Origin of the sequence: Bradyrhizobium sp. 45 (genome assembly GCF_023073155.1) — a bacterium.
In the GTDB taxonomy this organism is placed as follows: Bacteria; Pseudomonadota; Alphaproteobacteria; order Rhizobiales; family Xanthobacteraceae; genus Bradyrhizobium; species Bradyrhizobium canariense_D.
Map to the genome: position 1 here is coordinate 1,462,457 of NZ_JADPIX010000122.1, position 22,576 is coordinate 1,485,032.

Sequence of the window (22,576 nt, forward strand, 5' to 3'; positions counted from 1 at the left end):
ATGATCCCCGTCACGTCCTTTGCCGGCAAGACGGTCGCGGTGTTCGGCCTCGGCGGCTCGGGACTCGCCTCCTGTCACGCGTTGAAAGCGGGCGGCGCCGAGGTGATCGCCGCCGACGACAGCGCCGAGAATGTCGCCAAGGCCGCGCAAGCGGGCTTCATCACGGCTGATTTGCGCAACGTCTCATGGGCGAATTTCGCCGCGCTGGTGCTCGCGCCCGGTGTGCCGATGACCCACCCAGTCCCGCATTGGAGCGTGCTGAAGGCGCGCGAGGCCGCTATCGAGGTGATCGGCGACATCGAGCTGTTCTGCCGCGAAAGGCGCCGGCACGCGCCGGATGCGCCGTTCGTCGCCATCACCGGCACCAATGGCAAATCGACGACGACGGCTTTGATCGCGCATCTCACCAAGGTCGCCGGCTATGACACCCAGATGGGCGGAAATATCGGCACCGCAATCCTGTCGCTGGAGCCGCCGGGCATGGGCCGCGTCCACGTCATCGAGATGTCGTCCTATCAGATCGACCTCACGCCTTCACTCGATCCCTCCGTCGGCATTCTGCTCAATGTCAGCGAAGACCACATCGATCGCCACGGCACCATCGCGCATTACGCCGCGGTGAAGGAGCGACTCGTTGCCGGTGTGCAGGCCGGCGGCACCGCGATCGTCGGCGTCGACGACGGCTTTTGCCGCGATATCGCCGACCGGCTCGATCGCGCCGGCAAGAACGTGGTGCGGATCTCCGTCAAGAATCCGCTGGCCAGCGGCATCCATGTCGAGCACGGCCATATCGTGCGCAATTCGGGCGGCGCGCGCAGTGAAATCGCGGCGCTCGGCGGCATCGGTTCTCTGCGCGGCTTGCACAATGCGCAGAACGCGGCGTGCGCGGCAGCCGCCGCGCTCGCGATGGGCATCGGCCTCGACGTCTTGCAGAACGGCCTGCGCAGCTTCCCCGGCCTTGCGCATCGCATGGAGCAGGTCGGCCGCCGCGGCAACGTGCTGTTCGTCAACGATTCCAAGGGCACCAATGCCGACGCCACCGCGCATGCGCTGTCGTCCTTTTCGGACATCTTCTGGATCGCGGGCGGCAAGCCGAAGGCCGGCGGAATCACCGGCCTCACCGGCTACTTCCCGCGCATCCGAAAAGCCTATCTGATCGGCGAGGCCGCGCAGGAATTTTCGGGCACGCTCGGCACGAAGGTGCCGCACGAGATCAGCCAGACCCTCGACGTCGCCGTCGAGCAAGCCGCATGCGATGCGGAGGCGTCAGGCATCGCTGACGCGGTCGTCCTGCTGTCGCCCGCCTGCGCCTCCTTCGACCAGTATCGCAACTTCGAAATTCGCGGCACCAGGTTCCGCGAGCTGGTGCAGGCGCTGCCGGGCATGAAGCCGGTGGTGTAGGGACGCTGCTGGTTGTTGCTCCGCTGTCGTCGCCCGGCTTGACCGGGTGATCCAGTACGCCGCGGCTGTGGTTATGAACCCTCGACGTCTCTGGAATACTGGATGCCCCGCTTTCGCGGGGCATGACGGGCATTTGAGGTAAGCGCTCGCCTTCATCTCCAATCATCCCCGTTTCCTTAACCCCCCGGTAACCAACCTCGGCGACCAATGGACCGACCTCTGTCCGAAAGCGGCCGCCATGCTCTCCCGTGAAGAACGCACCCCCTTTTCCGAGTGGTGGTGGACCGTCGACAAGCCGCTGATGGGTGCCATCCTGGCGCTGATGCTGACCGGCGTGATCCTGTCGCTGGCGGCGAGCCCGCCGGTTGCGACCCGCATCGGGCTCGATCCCTTCCACTTCTTCAGCCGGCACGTGCTATTCCTGGTGCCGTCCTGCATCGTGCTGCTCGGGGTGTCCTTCCTGTCGCCGCGGGCGATCCGTCGCTCGGCGCTGATCATCTTTGCGGTCAGCATCGTCCTGATCGTGCTGACGCTCGCGATCGGCCCCGAAGTAAAGGGCTCGCGGCGCTGGATCACGCTACTCGGCCTCAATATCCAGGCCTCCGAGATCGCAAAACCGTCGTTCGTCGTCATGGCCGCCTGGCTGTTCGCGGAATCCACTAGGCGGCCAGAAATGCCGGCGACCTCGATGGCGCTGGTGCTGCTCTTGATGCTGGTCTCGCTGCTGGTGATGGAGCCCGACTTCGGCCAGACCATGCTGATCCTGATGGTGTGGGGCTCGCTGTTCTTCATCGCGGGCATGCGGATGATCTGGGTGTTCGGGCTCGCCGGCCTCGGCGCCGCCGGACTGTTCAGCGCCTATCTTTTTGTGCCCCACGTCGCCGGCCGCATCAAGCGCTTCATGAATCCGGCCTCGGGCGACACCTTCCAGGTCGATACCGCCATGGAGGCCTTCTACAATGGCGGCTGGTTCGGCCTCGGACCGGGCGAGGGCATCGCCAAGCGCAGCCTGCCCGACAGCCACACCGATTTCGTGTTCGCGGTTGCCGCCGAAGAGTTCGGCATCATCCTGTGCCTCGCGATGCTGGCACTGTTTGCTTTCGTCGTCATCCGGACGCTGTCGCGCGCCTATGCCAACGAGGACATGTTCTCGCGCTTCGCGGCCTCGGGCTTGGCGATCCTGTTCGGCGTGCAGGCCGCCATCAACATGTCGGTCAATCTCCAGCTCATCCCCGCCAAGGGCATGACGCTGCCCTTCATCTCCTATGGTGGCTCCTCGATCGTGTCGCTGGCCTATGGTGTCGGCATGATGCTCGCGCTGACGCGGCTGCGCCCGCGCACCGAAGTCGAGGCGAGCGGCCACGCCGAGGCGATGCGCAGCTACGCATAGTTTTTCGTCATTGCGAGCGAAGCGAAGCAATCCAGAATCTCTCCGCGGTGGCAGTCTGGATTGCTTCGCTGCGCTCGCAATGACGAAAGAGTCCTTGTAAAACTCGCCACCATGGACACCTCCCCCCTGATTCTTCTCGCCGCGGGCGGCACCGGCGGCCATCTGTTTCCGGCCGAGGCGCTCGGCGTCGAGCTGATCCGGCGCGGCTTCCGCGTCCGCCTCGTCACGGACGAGCGCGCGCTGCGCTACAGCGGACTGTTCACCAAGGACATGATCGACGTCGTCTCGAGCGAGACTGCGCGCGGACGCAATCCGCTGCAGCTCGCCTATGCCGGCCTGACGCTCGCGGCCGGCACGCTGTCCGCCTACAGCCTGATCAAGCGACTGAAGCCGGTCGCCGTCGTCGGCTTCGGCGGCTATCCGACGCTGCCGCCGCTGGTCGCCGCAAAATTCGCCGGCGTGCCCGGCATCATCCATGACGCCAATGCGGTGCTCGGCCGCGCCAACCGGTTCCTGTCGAGCCGCGTCCAAGCCATCGCGACGTCGTTGCCCGGCGTGCTCGATCGCGATCCGGCGCTATCAGGCAAGACCACGACGGTCGGCACGCCGATGCGTCCGGCGATCCTCGCCGCAGCTGGCGTGCCATATGCTGCGCCTGAAGTGAACGGTCCGCTGCGCCTGCTCGTCGTCGGCGGCAGCCAGGGCGCGCGCATCATGGCCGACATCGTGCCGGGCGCGATCGAGCGCCTCGAGCCTGCGCTGTGGAGCCGGCTCGTCCTCACCCAGCAGGTGCGCGACGAGGATATGGCGCGCGTGCGTGCGGTCTACGACAGACTGAAGATCAAGGCCGAGCTCGCGCCGTTTTTCACCGATCTTCCGGCACGGCTGGCCTCCAACCATCTGGTGGTGTCGCGCTCAGGCGCCGGCACCGTGGCGGAACTTGCCGCGATCGGGCGGCCCTCGATCCTGGTGCCGCTGCCGGGCGCGATCGACCAGGACCAGTTCGCCAATGCCGGCGTGCTGGCCAAGGTCGACGGTGCGATCCGCATTCCGCAGACCGAGTTTTCCTCCGATCGCCTCGCCGCCGAGATCTCCGCCTTCGCCGCCGAGCCCGCGCGTCTTGCCGCCATGGCGCAGGCCGCCCGCGGCGCCGGCCGGCTCGACGCAGCGGAGCGGCTGGCCGATCTGGTGGCCAAAATCGCGGGAATCTGACGCGAAATCGGCCGGAATTCCTACTTTTGCCGTCATGGCCGGGCTTGTCCCGGCCATCCACGTCTTGCAAGAAGTGGTAAGGATTCGTGGATGCCCGGGACGAGCCCGGGCATGACGAAGGGAACTGCGGGATACACCATGAGACTGCCGCGCGAGATCGGACCTATCCACTTCGTCGGGATCGGCGGGATAGGCATGAGCGGAATCGCCGAGGTGCTGCTCAATCTCGGCTATTCCGTGCAGGGTTCGGACGCCTCCGACAATTACAATCTCGACCGCCTGCGCAAGAACGGTGCGAGGGTCTCGGTCGGCCACAAGGCGGAGAACGTCGACGGGGCCGAGGTCGTCGTGGTTTCTACCGCGATCAAGCGCGACAATCCGGAACTGACGGCGGCGCGCGAACGGCGCATCCCCGTGGTGCGCCGCGCCGAGATGCTGGCCGAGCTCATGCGGCTGAAGAGCTGCGTCGCCATCGCCGGCACCCACGGCAAGACCACCACGACCACGATGGTCGCGACGCTGCTCGACGCCGGCGGCCTCGATCCCACCGTGATCAACGGCGGCATCATCAATGCCTACGGCTCCAATGCGCGTCTCGGTGCGGGTGACTGGATGGTGGTCGAAGCGGACGAGAGCGACGGCACGTTCCTGAAGCTGCCGACCGAGGTCGCGATCGTCACCAATGTCGATCCCGAGCATCTCGATCACTTCAAGACCTTCGAGGCGGTGCAGGACGCCTTCCGCCATTTCGTCGAGAACCTGCCGTTCTATGGCTTCGCCGTGATGTGCATCGATCATCCCGTGGTGCAAACCCTTGTCGGCAAGATCGAGGATCGACGCATCATCACCTATGGTGAGAATCCGCAGGCCGATGTGCGCTTCGTCGACCTGACCCCGGCGGGCGGCGGATCGAAGTTCAAGGTTGCCTTCCGCGATCGCAAGACGGGCGCCGTGCACGAGATCTCCGATCTCATGCTGCCGATGCCGGGGCGCCACAATGCCTCCAACGCGACCGCCGCGATTGCGGTCGCGCGCGAGCTCGGCGTGTCGGACGAGGCGATCCGCAAGGCGATCGCCGGCTTCGGCGGCGTCAAGCGCCGCTTCACCAAGACCGGCGAGTGGAACGGCGTCACCGTCATCGACGACTACGGCCATCATCCGGTCGAGATCGCGGCGGTGCTGAAGGCGGCGCGGGAATCCACCAACGGTAAGATCGTCGCGGTGGTGCAGCCGCATCGCTACACCCGCCTGCAGTCGCTGTTCGAGGAATTCTGCACCTGCTTCAACGATGCGGATGCGGTGATCGTCGCGGAGGTCTATGCTGCGGGCGAGACGCCGATCGAAGGCATCGATCGCGACCATTTCGCCGCGGGCCTGCGCGCCCACGGCCACCGCGAGGTGATCCCGCTGCCCGCGGCGTCCGATCTCGCTGGCATCGTCAAGGGCGTGGCGAAGTCCGGCGATCTCGTCGTGTGTCTGGGCGCCGGCAACATCACGCAATGGGCGTATGCCTTGCCCGGCGAATTGAAGGCGCTGGGGTAGCGCAGTGAGCTTCCCCGACATCACACCCGACCTCAAAGCCGTGATGCCCGATCTTCGCGGCCGGCTGCTGGCGAACCAGTCGCTCGCCGAGCTCACCTGGTTTCGCGTCGGAGGTCCCGCGCAGGTGCTGTTCACGCCGACGGATGAGGACGATCTCTCTTATTTCCTCGCGCATCTCGCAAGCGACATTCCCGTCTATGTCGTCGGCGTCGGCTCCAACCTGATCGTGCGCGACGGCGGCATGGCGGGCGTGGTGATCCGGCTTGCGCCGCGCGCCTTTGGCGAGGCGAGCGCGAGCGGCGATGTCGTCACCGCGAGCGCAGCCGCGCTCGACAAGCGCGTGGCGGAAGTCGCCGCGTCGGCCAATATCGGCGGGCTCGAATTTTACTTCGGCATTCCCGGCACGATCGGCGGCGCGCTGCGCATGAATGCGGGCGCCAATGGCGGCGAGACCAAGGACGTGTTGATCGAGGCGCGTGGCGTCGGGCGCGACGGCACGAAGCACATCTTCTCCAATGCCGACATGAAGTTTGTCTACCGCAACAGCGGCGTCGATGCCTCCATCATCTTCACCTCCGCGCGGTTCTGCGGCGAGCTCAGGGATGCCGAGGCGATCCGCGCGCGCATGGCGGAAGTGCAAACCCATCGCGAGACCGCGCAGCCGATCCGCGAAAAGACCGGCGGCTCGACCTTCAAGAATCCGCCCGGCCATTCCGCCTGGAAGCTGGTCGATGCCGCCGGCTGCCGCGGTTTGCGCGTCGGCGGTGCAGAAGTCTCCGAGATGCACTGCAATTTCCTGATCAACACGGGCAATGCCACCGCGCACGATATCGAGACGCTGGGCGAGACCGTACGTGAACGGGTGAAGGCAAATTCCGGAATTGAGCTACACTGGGAAATCAAGCGGATCGGAATTCCCGGCTAATTTGGACAAGCGACGAGAGAACATGCGCATCACCATCCTCTTCGGCGGCTCCAACCGCGAACGTCTGGTTTCCGTCGCCTCAGCCCAGGCGCTGCATCAGGCGCTGCCCGAGGCCGATCTCTGGTGGTGGGACGTCGAGGACAAGGTGCATGTCGTGCAGTCCAAACAGCTGCTCGAACATGCCCGCCCGTTCGAGGACGAGTTCAAGCCGGGCACGTCGGGCATTCCGTTGGAGCAGGCGCTCGACCAGGCCAGGGCGGAGGACCGCGTGCTGGTGCTCGGCCTGCATGGCGGGCGTGCCGAGAACGGCGAATTGCAGGTGATGTGCGAAGCGCGCGGCGTGCCGTTCACCGGATCGGGCTCGGCCTCCTCGCATCTCGCGTTCGACAAGATCGCGGCCAAGCATTTCGCCGCGCTCGGCGGCGTGACGCCGCCGGCCAACATTGCGCTGGACCAGATCGACGAGGCCTTCGCCGAATACGGCCGGCTGATCGCAAAGCCCGCCAGGGATGGCTCGAGCTACGGCCTGATCTTCGTCAACGCCAAGCAGGATCTCGTCGCCGTTCGCAATGCGGCCAAGCACGAAGAGTACGTGATCGAGCCCTACATCTCCGGCGTCGAGGCGACCTGCGGCGTGCTGGAGCGGCCGGACGGCTCGATCATCTCGCTGCCGCCGATCGAGATCATTCCGGGCGAGGGCAGTTTCGACTACGCGGCGAAATATCTTTTGAAGTCGACCCAAGAGATCTGTCCCGGCCGTTTCGCACCCGAAATCACCGCCGCGCTGAAGCACCAGGCGATGCTGGCGCACCGGGCGATGTCGTGTACCGGCTATTCCCGTTCGGACTTCATCGTCTCGGACAAGGGGCTGGTCTATCTCGAAACCAACACGCTGCCCGGCCTGACCAAGTCCTCGCTCTACCCCAAGGCGCTGAAGGCCGAGAGCATCGAGTTCGTCGACTTCCTGCGCGGCCTGATCGAGCTCGCTGTGGCCGGTGTGCGAAAATAATTAGGACTGGTTAACGGCCGAACTGGCGAAACGGCCGGTTTTGGAACCCAAAACCGGTAAAATGCCGGATATTGCGGCATAAATGCCTCACAGGCCTGGGCAAAAAGCTCACGTCGTTAACGAACTTTACCTTTTGTTTACCAGGACGTCCGAAGGTTAACGCTGGCGGCGCATATGACGCTTTGGCTGCCGGCGCGTGGACCGTTGCGGGTGTTGTCACCCCCAGCGAACGCTCTGAAGGGGAGAGGTTTTCTTCTGCTGAAGACCAGCACCCGGCCCGGCAAGTCCGAGACGTCATGTTCGCCAGGACCCGCGCGATGTCGCGGGCAAACTGTTGACGAGCTCGTGCAATGGATGGAGCAGGAAGCCTCACTCGGTCGCTTTTCAGATCGCTGAGGCCCCAAGCTGACCTGAAGGCGGCCGCTATCGGAGCGGTCGTGCTTCTGCGCGAGTGGGTGCAGGACAAGCGTCAGGAAAGAGTTCTCGGCGCCCGTGCTGCCGCCAAGGAAAAGACCAGGGCCAAAGCCATCGTCGAGCGCGAGCCGCCGCCGCGGTTGGTCGCGCTGGTCGAGCGCTATCTGCCGCGCCGGGTCGGGATCAGCATGACGGTGCTGCTCCTGATCGGAAGCTGCGGCTTCGGTATCGTCAAGGGCGGCCATCTCCAGGATTTCATCACGGCGGTCAACGACACCCGCAACGCGCTGGCCAATTCCGCCGGCTTCCGCATCACCTCCGTCGTGATCAACGGTCGCAAGCAGCTCAGCCAGGACGAGATCCTCGCGATCGGCGGCGTCAGCGGCCGATCCTCGCTGCTGTTTCTCGACGCCGACGCCGTGCGCGACAAGCTCAAGGCCAATCCCTGGATCGCGGATGCGACCGTGCTGAAGCTCTATCCGGGCCAGCTCATGATCGAGCTCACCGAGCGCAAGGCGTTCGCGCTGTGGCAGGAGGCCGGCCGGCTCTCCGTCATCGCCGATGACGGCGCCGTGCTCGAACCCTACGTCTCGCGCCGCTTCCTGTCGCTGCCGCTCGTGGTCGGCAAGGGCGCCGAGACGCAGGCCCGCGATTTCCTCGCTTTGCTGGCGCGCTATCCGCAGGTCAATTCCATTACCAAGGCCGCGATCTTCGTCGGTGAGCGGCGCTGGAACCTGAGGCTCAAGGACGGCCTCGACATCCGCCTGCCCGAACAGGACGTCGGCAACGCGCTTGCGATGCTGTCCAGGCTCGACAAGGAGGACAGGCTGTTCTCCCGCGACATCGTCGCCGTCGACCTGCGCCTGCCCGATCGGCTCGTCGTGCAGCTGTCCGAGGACGCCGCCAAGGCGCGCGACGATTTGTTCAAGGACAAGAAGAAGAAAAAGGCCGGGGACGCTGCATGACCGGTCTTGATCGCACCCAGACACCGAAGACACGCCCGATGCCGCACAAGCGCGGCGGCCTCGTCGCCTGCCTCGACATCGGCACCAGCAAGATCGCCTGCATGATCGCGCGGCTGAAGCCGTCGGCGCCGAGCGAAGCCCTGCGCGACCGGACCCATGCGGTGGAGCTGATCGGCTACAGCCAGATTCAGTCGCGCGGCATGAAGGCCGGCGCCGTGATCGATCTCGGCGAATGCGAGCAGGCGGTGCGACAGGCCGTCGGGCTTGCAGAGAAAATGGCCAAGGTGCGGGTCGAGTCCGTGCTGCTGTCGGTCTCCGGCGGCCGGCTCTCCGGTCAGCTGGTCGAAGCTGCGGCCGACATCCGCGGCGGCGCCGTGACACCGGCCGATGTCAGCCGCGTCACCTCCACCGGCATGCGCCACGCCACCGGCGAAGGCCGCACCGTGCTGCACGCGCTGCCGGTCGGCTACACGCTTGACGGCGTCAAAGGTATCCGCGACCCCCGCGGCATGGTTGCGCATCAGTTCGGCATCGACATGAATGTCGTCACCTGCGACGCCACGGTGGCGCGGAACCTGATGCTGGCGGTCGAACGCTGCCACATCAACGTCGAAGCAATGGCGGCAAGCCCCTATGTGGCAGGCCTGTCGGTGCTGACCGACGACGAGGCCGATCTCGGCGCCGCCGTGGTCGAAATGGGCGCGGGCACCACCACGATCGCGGTCTTTTCCGGCGGCCACTTCGTGCATGCCGCGGGTTTTGCGGTCGGCGGGCAACACATCACGATGGATCTGGCGCGCGGACTCTCCGCGACCATTGCCGATGCCGAGCGAATCAAGACGTTATACGGGACCGTCATCACCGGCGGATCGGACTCGCGTGAGCTGATGTCTGTACCGACAGCCGGTGACGAGCAGGATCTGCCGCAGATCGTCTCCCGCGCTACCATCGCCAACATCGTCAAGCATCGTGCCGAGGAAGTCTTCGAAATGGTTCGGGACAAGCTGAAGGACTCGCCCTTCGCCTCGGAGCCGAACGGCCGCGTCGTGCTCTCGGGCGGGGCCTCGCAGCTCACGGGTCTCGTTGAGCTCGGAACGCAGATTCTCGGCCGGCCCGTGCGGGTCGGACGTCCGCTCGGTTTCGGCCGGCTGCCCAACGAGGCGAAGAACGCCGCCTTCGCGGTGCCGGCCGGACTGCTCGTCTACCCGCAATATGTTCACCACGAACATGTCGAACCGCGGCATACGCGGCAGCAGGTCAGGACGGGGACCGGCGGGTATTTCGGAAAGGTCGGACGATGGCTACGCGAGGGCTTCTGATGACTCCTTCCCGCAATATTCGATTTTCACCAACTCCCGCGGCCGCCGGCCGGGGCGAACCCACGCGCGCGTGATCGAGAGGCAAACATGACCATCAGCATCAATGTTCCTGATATTCACGAACTGAAGCCCCGCATCACCGTGTTCGGCGTCGGCGGCGCCGGTGGTAACGCCGTCAACAACATGATCACGGCGGGCCTCCAGGGCGTCGACTTCGTGGTCGCCAACACCGACGCGCAGGCGCTGACGATGTCGAAGGCGCAGCGCATCGTGCAGATGGGCACGGCGGCCACGCAAGGGTTGGGCGCAGGTTCGCAGCCGGTGGTCGGCGCGGCCGCGGCCGAAGAAGTCATGGACGAACTCCGTGACCATCTCTCGGGCGCCAACATGGTGTTCGTCACCGCCGGCATGGGCGGCGGCACCGGCACCGGCGCAGCTCCCGTGATCGCCAAGATCGCGCGCGAGATGGGCATCCTCACCGTCGGCGTCGTGACCAAGCCCTTCCACTTCGAGGGCGGCCGCCGCATGCGCACCGCGGAAGCGGGCATCAATGAGCTGCACAAGGTCGTTGATACGCTGCTGATCATCCCGAACCAGAACCTGTTCCGGGTCGCGAACGAGAAGACCACCTTCGCCGACGCCTTCGCGATGGCCGACCAGGTGCTCTATTCGGGCGTTGCCTGCATCACCGACCTGATGGTCAAGGAAGGCCTGATCAATCTCGACTTCGCCGACGTCCGCGCCGTCATGCGCGAGATGGGCAAGGCGATGATGGGCACGGGCGAAGCCTCCGGCGACAAGCGCGCGCTGACCGCCGCCGAAGCCGCGATCGCCAACCCGCTGATCGACGATAGCTCGATGAAGGGCGCCAAGGGCCTCCTGATCTCCATCACCGGCGGCAAGGATCTCACCCTGTTCGAGGTCGACGAAGCTGCGACCCGCATCCGCGAGGAAGTCGACCAGGACGCCAACATCATCGTCGGCGCCACCTTCGACGAGGCCCTCGATGGCCTGATCCGCGTCTCGGTCGTCGCCACCGGCATCGAACAGGCCGCGATCGCGCGCAACAGCCAGGCCACCAGCGCTCCCGTGGCGAATCCTGCTCCGCAGGCGCAGCAGGCTCCCGCCGCTCCCGCCGCGGCTGCCGAGAGCCGTCTTGCCGATCTGACCGCGCGGCTGCGCGCTGACAATCAGCGCATGGCCGAGCGCGCCCAGAAGTTCGAAGGACAGACCCCGGCCACAGGAACGGGCCAATTTGCCGCCGCTCCCACGGCTCCGCGTCCGAACGTCGAGCGCGCTGCGCTTGCCGCCATCGCCGCCGCCGTTGCGGACGTTCCGCAGGCTCCCGCGCCGATGCAGACCTATGGCGACGTTACCGTGCGCCCGATCGCGCAGAAGCCCACGCTGTTCCCCGAGCCCGAGCAGGCGCCGATGGCCATGCAAGAGCCGATGACGCCGGAAACCTTCATCCCTCCGCAGGCCGAGCGTGCACCGGTCCGCACACCGCGGATGCCGCGGATCGAGGAACTTCCGATGCCCGCCCAGGCCGAGCTTCGCCAGGCCCGCGGCGAGGTCGAGGAGGAGACCCCGCAAAAGACCCGGCTGTCGCTGCTGCAGCGCCTCGCCAATGTCGGCCTCGGCCGTCGTGACGAGGAGACCGAGGCGCCGATCGCGGCCCGCACCGCCGGTCCCGCGATGCCGCCACTGCCCGATCGCCGCCCCCAGAAGACCGTGGCGCAGCAAATCGCTTCTACCGAGCCGGTGTCTGAGTATGCCCGTCGTCCCGCGCCGCAGGGCCTGGACATGCACGGCCGTCCCGCGCCTGTTGCCCCGGCGCCACAGGGAGATGACCATCTTGATATCCCGGCCTTCCTGCGGCGGCAGGCGACCTGAGGATTGTTACAATAAGGCAGACGAAAAAAGGTCCCGGGGGGAAGCTTGCCGGGACCTTTTCTTTTGCCCCGTGCATATCCGGATTGCGTGGCCAAGCAACTGATTTTAAATCATTAATTACGTATTCGATGGTTCAGTAAAACTACCGAAAACGGTCCCGAACTCCGGTCCAATTTGGTTAAGCCTTGGCGCGAATACGGCGGGTTTGGGGTAACAATCGGTAAAAAAGCGTGAGTTGGCGCTGTTTGGGGCAGTGACTATGGTTTGCCGTGACTTGGGGATACGGATTCGGAACAGCGGTCTAGGCCGCAGTCGGGTTCAGTATAAGTCGCGATGGTCGTAGTGGGGCGGTTCCTGATGAAATTTAGCCGGCAAACAACGCTTCGTGCGCAAGCCAGTGTGGCAGGCGTCGGCGTTCATTCCGGTCTTCCTGTCACGCTCGCGCTTGGACCCGCGCCTGTCGACGCGGGATTTGTTTTTATCCGCACCGGGCTCGAGGGAAGCGACCGCGAAGTTCAGGCCACCGCCGAGCAGGTGATCGCGACGGATTTCGCCACCGTCCTCGGTGATCGCAACGGTCCGCTGGTTTCCACCGCCGAGCATGTCCTTGCTGCGCTGCGGGGAATGGGCGTCGACAACGCCATCATCGAGATCGATGGGCCGGAAGTGCCGATCATGGACGGCAGCGCGGCAGCCTTCGTTGCGGCGATCGACCAGGCCGGCATCGTGACCCAGCCGGCGCAGCGCCGCTTCATCCAGGTTTTGAAGCCGATCTCGGTCAAGATCGGCGACTCCTTCGGTGAGATCAGGCCCTATGCCGACGGGTTCCGCGCCGAGGTCGAGATCGACTTCACCAATCCTGTCATCGGCCAGCAGAGCTATGCCTTCGACCTCAACCCGGAGCGTTTCCGCCGCGAAGTCGGCCGGGCCCGGACTTTCGGTCTGATGTGCGACGTCGCGCGGCTCTGGAGCGCCGGCTACGCGCTCGGTGCCTCATTCGACAACACCGTCGTGTTCGACGAGGAGCGGCTGCTCAACACCGAGGGCCTGCGCTACGCCGACGAATGCGCCCGCCACAAGGTGCTGGACGTGATCGGCGACCTCGCGCTGGCGGGTCTGCCGCTGCTCGGCGCCTACCGCTCGGTACGTGGCGGCCACAAGCTCAACCACGCCGTTCTGACCGCGCTGCTCGCCGACCGCACCGCTTGGCGGGTGGTCGAGGGCGAGGCAGCCCGCCGCACCACGCGTCCGGTGGCCGAAACCGGTCGCGGCATCGTCGGTGGCCGGATCGCCGCGGTCTACGGGCCGGACGTTTCCTGAAGAGAGACGTTTCCTGCAGCGGACGTTTCCTAGACGAGAGACGCGTCCTGAAGAGACCCGTCGCCGCGGGCGTTTGGCGGCGGCTTTCCCCGGGAAACTCCTGGTAACGATGATCGGCTAGGATTGCGGCGCCTCGCCTTAATCCGGGCGGAATGCCTGCCTATCCGGTTGGTTGAAGATCGTTTTTCGGTTACACCGGCGTGGTCGCACGGCAGGCACCACGGCTATATTTCGCGCCCAGGACGGGGTTCATGGGCTGGCGGACACCGCACCACAGGGCGTCAGGGCAATACTCATGTCGGCACAGCGTATGACGCGCGGATATCTTCAAGTCCCGTCTCGAGAAGTCTCGTCTCGAGCCCGTGGGCTGCTTCAGGTTGTCGCCCTCTTCGTGCTCGCGCTGCCGCTGGCCGGCTGCGGCACCGGCGCGCTTTGGGACAAGTTCACCGCCAAGGACGACACCTTCGTCGAGGAGCCCGCCGACAAGATCTACAATGAGGGCCTGTACCTCATGAACGAGAAGAAGGACATGAAGGCGGCGAACAAGAAGTTCGAAGAGGTCGACCGCCAGCATCCTTATTCCGACTGGGCCCGCAAATCATTGCTGATGTCGGCCTACGCGTCCTACCAGGGCGGGGATTATGACAATTGTATCGGCGCGGCCACCCGCTACGTCACGCTGCATCCCGGCAGCCCGGATGCGGCCTACGCGCAATATCTGATCGCCGCCTCGCATTACGACCAGATTCCGGACATCAGCCGCGACCAGACCCGCACCGAGAAGGCGATCGCCTCGCTGGAAGAGGTGGTGCGCAAATATCCGACCTCCGAATATGCGACCTCGGCCAAGGCCAAGATCGAAGGTGCGCGCGACCAGCTCGCCGGCAAGGAAATGAACGTCGGCCGCTATTACGCGCAGAAGCGCGACTACACGGCGGCGATCAACCGGTACAAGGCCGTGGTGACGCAGTACCAGACCACCCGCCATGTCGAGGAGGCGCTGTACCGCCTGACCGAGGCCTATATGGCGATCGGCATCGTTGGCGAGGCCCAGACGGCCGCCGCCGTGCTCGGGCACAATTTTCCTGATAGTCGCTGGTACAAGGACGCCTATAATCTTGTAAAATCAGGCGGTCTCGAACCGAGCGAGAATCAGGGGTCCTGGATTAGCAAGACCTTCAAGAAAATGGGTCTCGGCTAGGAAATAGAATTCCATGCTGGCGCGTCTGTCGATCCGTGACATCGTCCTGATCGAACGGCTCGATATCGAATTCGCACCGGGCCTCGCGGTTTTGACCGGCGAGACCGGTGCGGGCAAATCCATCCTGCTCGATGCCTTTGCGTTGGCGCTCGGCGGCCGCGGCGATGCCGGCCTCGTGCGGCATGGGGCGGAGCAGGGGCAGGTCACTGCCGTATTCGATATCCCAAAAAACCATCCCGCGGCCAAAATCCTCGCGGAGAACGGGCTGGACGATACCGGCGAGATGATTCTCCGCCGGGTCCAGCTCGCCGACGGCCGCACCCGCGCCTTCATCAACGACCAGGCGATCAGCGTGCAGACGCTGAAGGCGGTCGGGGCTGCCCTGGTCGAGATCCACGGCCAGCACGACGAGCGCGCGCTGGTCGATGCCGCCACCCACCGCCGCCTGCTCGACGCCTTCGCCGGTCTCGAAAAGGACGTCTCGGCGGTCGAGGCGCTCTGGGACGCACGCCGCACCGCCAACACCGCGCTGGAGGAGCATCGCGCCGGCATGGAGCGCGCCGCGCGCGAAGCCGATTACCTCCGCCACGCCTCCGACGAATTGAAGCAGCTCGCGCCCAAGGACGGCGAGGAGACCTCGCTGGCCTCCCGTCGGACCACGATGATGCAGGGCGAGAAGATCGCCTCCGACCTGCGCGAGGCGCAGGAGGCGGTCGGCGGCCACCATTCGCCGGTCGCCTCGCTGTCGGCCGCCGTGCGGCGGCTGGAGCGTCGCGGCGTCAACTCGCCGGCGCTGGTCGAACCCGCGGTGAGGGCGATCGACATCGCCATCAACGCGCTGGAGGAAGCCGACCAGCATCTTCAGGCGGCGCTTGCCGCAACCGATTTTGATCCCTCGGAGCTCGAACGCATCGAGGAGCGCCTGTTCGCGTTGCGCGCCGCCTCGCGCAAATATTCGACGCCGGTCGACGGGCTCGCCGCGCTGGCCGCAAGATACGCCGCCGATGTCGTTCTGATCGATGCCGGCGCCTCACGGCTGAAGAAGCTGGAGCAGGCCGCGATCGAGGCCGATGCGCGCTATGCGGCGGCTGCGAAGAAGCTGTCGATGGCGCGGCAGAAATCGGCGGAGAAGCTCAACAAGGCCGTCAATGCCGAGCTCGCGCCGCTCAAGCTCGAGCGCGCAAAGTTCATGACCCAGGTCGAGACCGACGAGGCAGCTCCGGGCCCGCAAGGGTTCGACCGCGTCGAGTTCTGGGTGCAGACCAACCCGGGCACCAAGCCGGGGCCGCTGATGAAGGTCGCCTCCGGCGGCGAGCTGTCGCGTTTCCTGCTGGCGCTGAAGGTCGTGCTGTCCGACCGCGGTTCGGCGCCGACCTTGGTCTTCGACGAGATCGACACCGGTGTCGGCGGCGCGGTCGCGGACGCCATCGGCGGACGGCTGGCGCGGCTCGCCGGCAAGGTCCAGGTGATGGCCGTCACCCACGCCCCGCAGGTCGCCGCCCGTGCCGACCAGCATTTGCTGATCTCAAAGGACGCACTGGACAAGGGCAAGCGCGTTGCGACCCGCGTCAATGCGCTTGCCGCCGACCACCGCCGCGAGGAGATCGCGCGGATGCTCGCCGGTGCCGAGATCACCGCCGAGGCGAGGGCTGCCGCGGACCGTCTGCTCAAGGCGGCGACGGCTTGATTTCGTGTCCCGGACGCGCGCAACCGCAGGGCCCTAAACGTTGAGTCCGGGGTACGAAACTGTAACCGCCTTTACCCTCCTGCCCGCTCCATCGTATCCAAGCACCATGGCCAGAGCAGCAAAATCGAAACCAACACCGCTTCGCGAAGTCGCCGACCTCACCAAGGCGCAGGCCAAGGTCGAGCACATGCGGCTCGCGCTCGAGATCGAGGGGCATAACGAACGCTACTACCAGGACGACGCGCCCACCGTCACCGACGCCGAGTATGACGCGCTACGCCAGCGCTTCAACGCGATCGAAAAGCGCTTTCCGGAATTCGTCAGCGCGGACTCTCCGTCGCAGAAAGTCGGTGCTGCACCATCAGGCCGCTTCAAGAAGGTGCGGCATGCCGTCCCCATGTTGTCGCTCGACAACGCCTTTGCGGAAGAGGATCTGCGCGACTTCGTCGGCCGCATCGTGCGCTTCCTGAAGCTCGACGACGACAAGATCGATTTTTCCGCCGAGCCGAAGATCGACGGCCTCTCGATGTCGCTGCGCTACGAGGGCGGTGAACTCGTCACCGCGGCGACTCGCGGCGACGGCGCGGTCGGCGAGGACGTCACCGCCAACATCCGCACGCTCGAAGACGTGCCGAAGAGGCTGAAGGGCCGCAACGTCCCCGACATCTGCGAGGTGCGCGGCGAGGTCTACATGACCAAGAAGGCGTTTCTGGCGCTCAACGAGCGGCAGAAGGCGGAAGGCAGCACCATCTTCGCCAATCCACGCAACTCGGCCGCGGGCTCGCTCCGGCAGAAGGATCCGACCATCACCGCCTCGCGCCCCCTCGGCTTCTTCGCCTATGCCTGGGGCGAGATGAGCGCGATGCCAGAGGGCACGCAGAGCGGCATGATCGGCTGGTTCGAGCGCTGCGGCTTCAGGACTAACCCGCTGACCAAGCTCTGTCACTCCGTCGAGGAACTGCTGGCGTTTCATCGTGCGATCGAGGAACAGCGCGCAAAACTCGACTACGACATCGACGGCGTCGTCTACAAGGTTGACCGCATCGATTGGCAGGAACGGCTCGGCTTCGTCTCGCGCACGCCGCGCTGGGGCATCGCGCACAAATTCCCGGCCGAGCGCGCCACGACGGTGCTGCGCGACATCGAGATCCAGGTCGGCCGCACCGGCTCGTTCACGCCGGTGGGCAAGCTCGAACCGGTCGGCGTCGGCGGCGTGATCGTGCAGAACGTCACGCTGCACAACGAGGACTACATCAAGGGCATCGGCAACAAGGGCGAAGTGCTGCGCGAGGGCCGCGACATCAGGATCGGCGACACCGTCGTGATCCAGCGCGCCGGCGACGTCATCCCGCAGGTGGTCGACGTCGTCCTCGACAAGCGGCCGAAGGCTGCCAGGGAATTCCAGTTTCCGAAGAAGTGCCCGTGCCCGTTGCACACCGATGTCACGCGCGAGGAGACGGCGGCGGGCGAAGAGGGCTCACGCGCTCGCTGCACCGGCGAGTTCGCCTGCCCCTATCAGAAGATCGAGCATCTGAAGCTGTTCGTGTCGCGGCGCGCCTTCGACATCGACGGTCTTGGCGAGAAGCAGCTCCAGTACTTCTTCGACGAAGGTTTTGTGAAGGAGCCAGCCGACATCTTCACGCTGGAAAAGCGCAACGCAAAGCTCAAGCTGGAGGACATCGAGGGTTACGGCGCAACCTCGGTGCGCAATCTGTTCGGCGCGATCGAGAGCCGTCGCAAGATCGCGCTGGAGCGTTTTATCTACGCGCTCGGCATGCGCCATATCGGCGAGACCACGGCGCTGGCGCTGGCCCGCGGCTACGGCTCCTGGGACGCCTTCCACGATGCCAGCCTGAAGGTCGCCAAGGGCGACGAGGAGGCGATGGCCGAGATGGACGCGCTCGACCAGATCGGCGAGACCGTGATCAAGAGCATCGCCGATTATTTCGGCGAGAGCCACAATCGCGGCATCGTCGAGCGGCTCACCAGGGAGGTCGAGATCATCGACGCGGAGAAGCCGAAGAGCAACTCCGCCGTCGCCGGCAAGACCGTGGTGTTCACGGGCTCGCTGGAGAAGATGACGCGCGACGAGGCCAAGGCCACCGCTGAGCGGTTAGGCGCAAAAGTGTCCGGCTCGGTGTCCAAGAAAACCGATCTCGTCGTCGCAGGCCCCGGCGCAGGTTCGAAGCTCGCGGAGGCCAACAAGCATGGCGTCAAGGTGCTGACCGAGGACGAGTGGCTGCAGCTGATCGGGGAGTGACTCTTCCCTTCTCCCCTTGTGGGAGAAGGTGGCGCGTAGCGCCGGATGAGGGGTTCTATTCTCGAGTTCAAGCTTTGAGAGGGGACCCGCGCGGAGAGAGACCCCTCATCCGGCGCGCTACGCGCGCCACCTTCTCCCACAAGGGGAGAAGGAAGAAGGCCTCACCGCGCCCGATCACATCATCCCGCTCTCTTCCTCTTCCGCCTGCTCGATCAGCGTCTCGCTCATCATGACCTCGCGGCGGGGGACGACGAAGATCATCGTGCAGGCGCAGAGCAGGGAGATCGCCAGTACCGCGGCGGTGAGCGGCAGCGTGGTCGCGGAATGGCCGCCGAGATAGGCGCCGAATTGCGACATCAGCGCGCCGATGCCTTGCTGGAGAAAGCCCATCGCACCTGATGCGGTGCCGGCGGCCTCGGGACGGATGCTGATCGCGCCGGCGGCCGAGTTCGCCATCACGAAGGCATTGCCGACCATCACGATCATCTGCGTGCCGAACAGCCAGGCGGGCGCCTCGTTCCAGCCGGTGAAGCTCCAGAGCAGGTTCAACAGGCTGCCGCAAAGCTGAAGCGCGAGGCCGAACCAGATCAACTTCTCCAGCGAGTGCCTGGGCGCGAAGCGCACGCAGAGCAGATTGCCGACGAGATAGGCAAAACCCGTCGTCGCGAACCACGCGCCGTATTCGGCGCTGGTCCTGCCCATCTGCGTCACCACGATATAGGGGCCGCCGCCGGCGAAGGTGAAGATGATCTGCGAGGCCAGCACCTGGCACATCACGTAGCCGACGAAGGCGCGGTTGCGGATCAGGATGCCGACATCGCCGCGAAAGCCGCTGCCGGCGGCGCGATCTCGGCGCGTCTCGGGCAGCGCGAATGCGATGCCGACGGCGACAATGATCGCGGCGACGGTGATGGCGTAGAAGATCGCGCGCCAGCCGAACGCTGTCTCGATCAGGCCGCCGCTGAGCGGAGAGACCATCTGCCCGATCATCAGCGCCGCGACCACGAGGCTGATCATCGAGGCGACGCGGTCGCGCTCGTAGATGTCGCGGATGATGGCGCGGCTCACCACCATGCCCGCGGCGCCGCCCAACGCCTGGAAAAAGCGCGCGGCGATCAGCTGCGGCAGGGTTTCCGCGAAGATGCAGGCGGCGCTGGCGACCACCATCAGCGCCAGTCCTCCGAGCAGCACCGGTCGCCGCCCGAAACGGTCCGACAGCGGGCCCATGATGAGTTGCGACAGCGCGATGCCGACCATGTACAGCGACACCGTCATCTGCGCGACCGAGATGTCGCTGCCAAAGGTCGTCGCCAGCACCGGCAGCGCCGGAACCAGCATGTAAAGCGAGATCGGCGCGATGCCGGTCATGACGACGAGCAGCAGCAACACCACGCGCGAGGTCGCGAGGTTCTTCGCCGTGTCCGGCGGCTTGCTGATCATGCCGTGCATGCGTGTCCGTCTCGTAGAAATTCGAATCGGACTGTAGCGCGCTCGCGCAAGACGCATATCGGCGTTTCGGAATGCGGCTATACGGATTCCGGGACGGTTATGATGAGGGCGCCATAGCGCCGCTTGGGCGCGTTGCTCGCGTCAAAAAGTCGGTGTCATCGCCGGCTTGACCGGGCGATCCAGTACGCCGCGGCTTCTTCGCATGCGTTTCCTGTCTCTGGAATGCTGGATTCCCCGCCTGCCGCCTTCGCTAAAGCTTCGGCGCCCCTAGACCTCACCCCGGCGAAGCCTTGGCGTAGCCGGGTCGCGGGGCATGACAGCTGTGGTGGAGAAGCAGCCTTGCGCAAAGCGCGTGGAGCCATGCGGCTTTGCGACGACGCGCTTACGCCTTCAACTCCGCCGTGGCCTGGTCCAGCCAGGCCTTGGTCGTCTCGTCCAGCGCCGGCCGCACCTCGGCCCTGACGCGCGCGTGGTAGGCGTTGAGCCAGTCGAGCTCGTCCTTGCTGAGCATGCCGACATCGATCAGCCGGCGGTCGATCGGCGCCAGGGTCAGCGTCTCGAACGCGTTCATCGATTTTTCCGCGCCCTTGATATCGGCTTCGACCACCAGTTCGAGGTTCTCGATGCGGATGCCGAAACCGTCTGTCTTGTAGTAGCCGGGCTCGTTGGACAGGATCATGCCGCGCTTCAGCGGCGTAGTGCCGAGCTTCGAGATTCGCGCCGGCCCCTCATGCACGCTCAGATAGCTGCCGACGCCGTGGCCGGTGCCATGCTCGAAATCGACGCCGGCGGCCCAGAGATATTGCCGTGCGAGTGTGTCGAGCTGCGCGCCGGTGGCGCCGTCGGGAAAGATCGCCCGCGCAATCGCGATGTGGCCGCGCAGCACACGCGTGAAGCGGTCGCGCATCTCGTCGGTCGGCTCGCCCACGGCCATGGTGCGGGTGACGTCGGTGGTGCCGTCTTCGTATTGTGCACCTGAATCGATCAGCAGCAGATCGCCGGGGACGATCCGCCGGTTGCTCTTGCGGGTGACGCGGTAGTGCACGATCGCGCCATTCGGGCCGGTGCCCGATATGGTCGGGAACGACACATCTTTGAGCGCGCCGGTGTCGCGGCGGAATGTCTCCAGCGCCTCGACCGCGTCGATCTCGGTGAGCTTGCCGCTTGCCGCCTCGCGGTCGATAAAGGCGAGGAAGCGTGCCAGCGCCACGGCGTCGCGCCGGTGCGCCGATTGCGTGCCCTTGATCTCGGTCGTGTTCTTGACCGCCTTGAGCAGCGCGATCGGATCGCTGCCGCGCACCGGCTTGCCGCCGGCGCCCGTGATCAGCCGGCTGAGGGCGTCGGCCGCGGTCGCATTGTCGAGCGCGATCGATCCGCCGCTCTTGGCGAGCGCCATCAGCGTCGGCGCCATCGCATCGGGCTCGCGCACGTCGGCGGACTGCTCGAGATGGTCGCGGGTCAGATTTGAGAGCTTGCGGTGATCGATGAAGATGGTGGGACGGCCGTCCTTCGGCACCAGCGCATAGGACAGCGGCAGCGGCGTATGCGCGACGTCGGCGCCGCGGATGTTGAAGGTCCAGGCCACGGCATGGCTGTCGGACAGCACCAACGCATCGACGCCGAGCTTGCCGATCTCGCTCCTGATCTGCGTCAGCTTCTCGGCTTCAGTCACGCCGGCATGTTGCATTCCGTGCACCGTGACCGGCGCAATCGGCGGCTGTGGCCGGTCTTGCCAGATCGCATCGACCGGATTGCTGTCGACGGCGACCAGTTCGGCACCGGCCTTGGTGCAGGCGGCGGCCAAACGCTCGGCTGCTGCAAAAGTGTGCAGCCACGGATCAAATCCTAGGCGGTCGCCGGCCTTCAGGTGTGCCGACATCCAGCTTTCCGGCGGGGGATCGATCAGAGATTCCACGGCCCAGGCCCTTGAATCGACCTGCTTGGCCGCCTGGATCGTGTAGCGGCCGTCGACGAAGACCGCGGCCTCGTGCGTCAGCACCACCGCCAGTCCCGCCGAGCCCGTAAAACCGGTCAGCCAGGCGAGACGTTCTTCGGACGGCGGCACGTACTCATTCTGCTGCTGATCGGCGCGTGGAATCACGAAACCGGTCAGCTTGCGGCGGGCGAGTTCTTCACGGAGCGCGGCCAGCCGGGCTGTCAATGCGACGCCGGCCTCGGGCTCCTCGAATGTCTGGAAATGCGCTTCGAACATGGTGGATCACTTTAGGATCATGCGGATCAGTCCGCAATGTAGACGCATTTGAGGTCGCATCTGGCATGGACTGTGCTTGAACAAGTTCCATTCGAATTGAGTGGAGTACAGGATGCGGCAGTTGCGCTTCGTCCAGATGACAGGGAAATTCGAGCAAGTTGTTCATCTCAACGACGAGGGGACACTCGATGCCAGCGTTCACGTTTGAAAAGATTACGCCGCCGGTGCGCCGCGCCCCGGCTGCGGCAACACCGAAGAAACCGCGCGGCCTGATCAGCCAGATGATCGACCGTTTCGCCGAACGCCGCGCGAGGCGCGCCTCGCAGGCCGAGCGCGCGATGCGCCGGGACGAAGAGACGGCAAAGTAGCGGCATCTA

Annotated in this window: 16 protein-coding genes; 14 read left to right on the plus strand and 2 right to left on the minus strand. The window is 65.5% G+C overall.

The window, feature by feature from the left end; all coding sequences use genetic code 11:
- The 13 genes from murD (at window position 1) to ligA (ending at window position 18,538) form a co-directional block, all read left to right on the plus strand.
- Entirely contained in the window at window positions 1-1,401 is a 1,401-nt protein-coding gene (murD, locus tag IVB42_RS27430) for a UDP-N-acetylmuramoyl-L-alanine--D-glutamate ligase (RefSeq protein ID WP_018454237.1), read from the plus strand.
- 238 nt (window positions 1,402-1,639) lie between these two features.
- Window positions 1,640-2,791, plus strand: a complete 1,152-nt coding sequence (gene ftsW / locus IVB42_RS27435) for a putative lipid II flippase FtsW (RefSeq protein ID WP_018454238.1) — start codon at window positions 1,640-1,642, stop codon at window positions 2,789-2,791.
- Between the two features lie 111 nt (window positions 2,792-2,902).
- Entirely contained in the window at window positions 2,903-4,003 is a 1,101-nt protein-coding gene (gene murG, locus IVB42_RS27440; RefSeq protein WP_085349085.1) for an undecaprenyldiphospho-muramoylpentapeptide beta-N-acetylglucosaminyltransferase, read from the plus strand.
- 138 nt (window positions 4,004-4,141) lie between these two features.
- Window positions 4,142-5,545: a UDP-N-acetylmuramate--L-alanine ligase gene (gene murC / locus IVB42_RS27445; protein WP_204513990.1), complete on the plus strand. Its 1,404-nt coding sequence runs from the start codon at window positions 4,142-4,144 to the stop codon at window positions 5,543-5,545.
- Between the two features lie 4 nt (window positions 5,546-5,549).
- Entirely contained in the window at window positions 5,550-6,470 is a 921-nt protein-coding gene (gene murB, locus IVB42_RS27450; protein ID WP_247471374.1) for a UDP-N-acetylmuramate dehydrogenase, read from the plus strand.
- A gap of 22 nt (window positions 6,471-6,492) precedes the next feature.
- Window positions 6,493-7,479, plus strand: a complete 987-nt coding sequence (locus IVB42_RS27455) for a D-alanine--D-alanine ligase (RefSeq protein ID WP_085349138.1) — start codon at window positions 6,493-6,495, stop codon at window positions 7,477-7,479.
- 350 nt (window positions 7,480-7,829) lie between these two features.
- The gene (locus tag IVB42_RS27460) at window positions 7,830-8,858 is read left to right on the plus strand and encodes a cell division protein FtsQ/DivIB (protein ID WP_026232695.1); all 1,029 of its coding nucleotides are present in this window, start codon (window positions 7,830-7,832) and stop codon (window positions 8,856-8,858) included.
- On the plus strand, window positions 8,855-10,177 hold the full coding sequence (gene ftsA, locus IVB42_RS27465; protein WP_018454244.1) for a cell division protein FtsA: 1,323 nt from the start codon (window positions 8,855-8,857) through the stop codon (window positions 10,175-10,177). Before IVB42_RS27460 ends, ftsA begins: the two co-directional genes overlap by 4 nt.
- Window positions 10,178-10,264: 87 nt before the next feature.
- Window positions 10,265-12,070 (plus strand): cell division protein FtsZ, encoded by a 1,806-nt coding sequence (gene ftsZ / locus IVB42_RS27470; RefSeq protein ID WP_018454245.1) that lies wholly within the window; start codon window positions 10,265-10,267, stop codon window positions 12,068-12,070.
- A 357-nt stretch (window positions 12,071-12,427) separates the two neighbouring features.
- The gene (lpxC, locus tag IVB42_RS27475) at window positions 12,428-13,390 is read left to right on the plus strand and encodes a UDP-3-O-acyl-N-acetylglucosamine deacetylase (RefSeq protein WP_247294861.1); all 963 of its coding nucleotides are present in this window, start codon (window positions 12,428-12,430) and stop codon (window positions 13,388-13,390) included.
- A 295-nt stretch (window positions 13,391-13,685) separates the two neighbouring features.
- Window positions 13,686-14,591 (plus strand): outer membrane protein assembly factor BamD, encoded by a 906-nt coding sequence (locus IVB42_RS27480; RefSeq protein WP_026232697.1) that lies wholly within the window; start codon window positions 13,686-13,688, stop codon window positions 14,589-14,591.
- A 13-nt stretch (window positions 14,592-14,604) separates the two neighbouring features.
- Entirely contained in the window at window positions 14,605-16,278 is a 1,674-nt protein-coding gene (gene recN / locus IVB42_RS27485; RefSeq protein ID WP_247294859.1) for a DNA repair protein RecN, read from the plus strand.
- Window positions 16,279-16,384: 106 nt separating this feature from the next.
- Window positions 16,385-18,538: an NAD-dependent DNA ligase LigA gene (ligA, locus tag IVB42_RS27490; protein WP_247361177.1), complete on the plus strand. Its 2,154-nt coding sequence runs from the start codon at window positions 16,385-16,387 to the stop codon at window positions 18,536-18,538.
- 174 nt (window positions 18,539-18,712) lie between these two features.
- Here ligA and IVB42_RS27495 read toward each other — a convergent pair whose 3' ends face one another.
- A complete protein-coding gene (locus IVB42_RS27495) occupies window positions 18,713-19,987 on the minus strand; it encodes a multidrug effflux MFS transporter (protein ID WP_085349080.1) in 1,275 nt (424 codons plus the stop codon).
- Between the two features lie 382 nt (window positions 19,988-20,369).
- Entirely contained in the window at window positions 20,370-22,199 is a 1,830-nt protein-coding gene (locus IVB42_RS27500; protein ID WP_018454251.1) for an aminopeptidase P family protein, read from the minus strand.
- 188 nt (window positions 22,200-22,387) lie between these two features.
- Between IVB42_RS27500 and IVB42_RS27505 the strand changes: the two genes are divergently transcribed.
- Window positions 22,388-22,567 carry a hypothetical protein gene (locus IVB42_RS27505; protein WP_018454252.1) on the plus strand — a complete coding sequence of 60 codons (180 nt, stop codon included), beginning with the start codon at window positions 22,388-22,390 and terminating at the stop codon, window positions 22,565-22,567.
- Window positions 22,568-22,576: the final 9 nt, after the last annotated feature.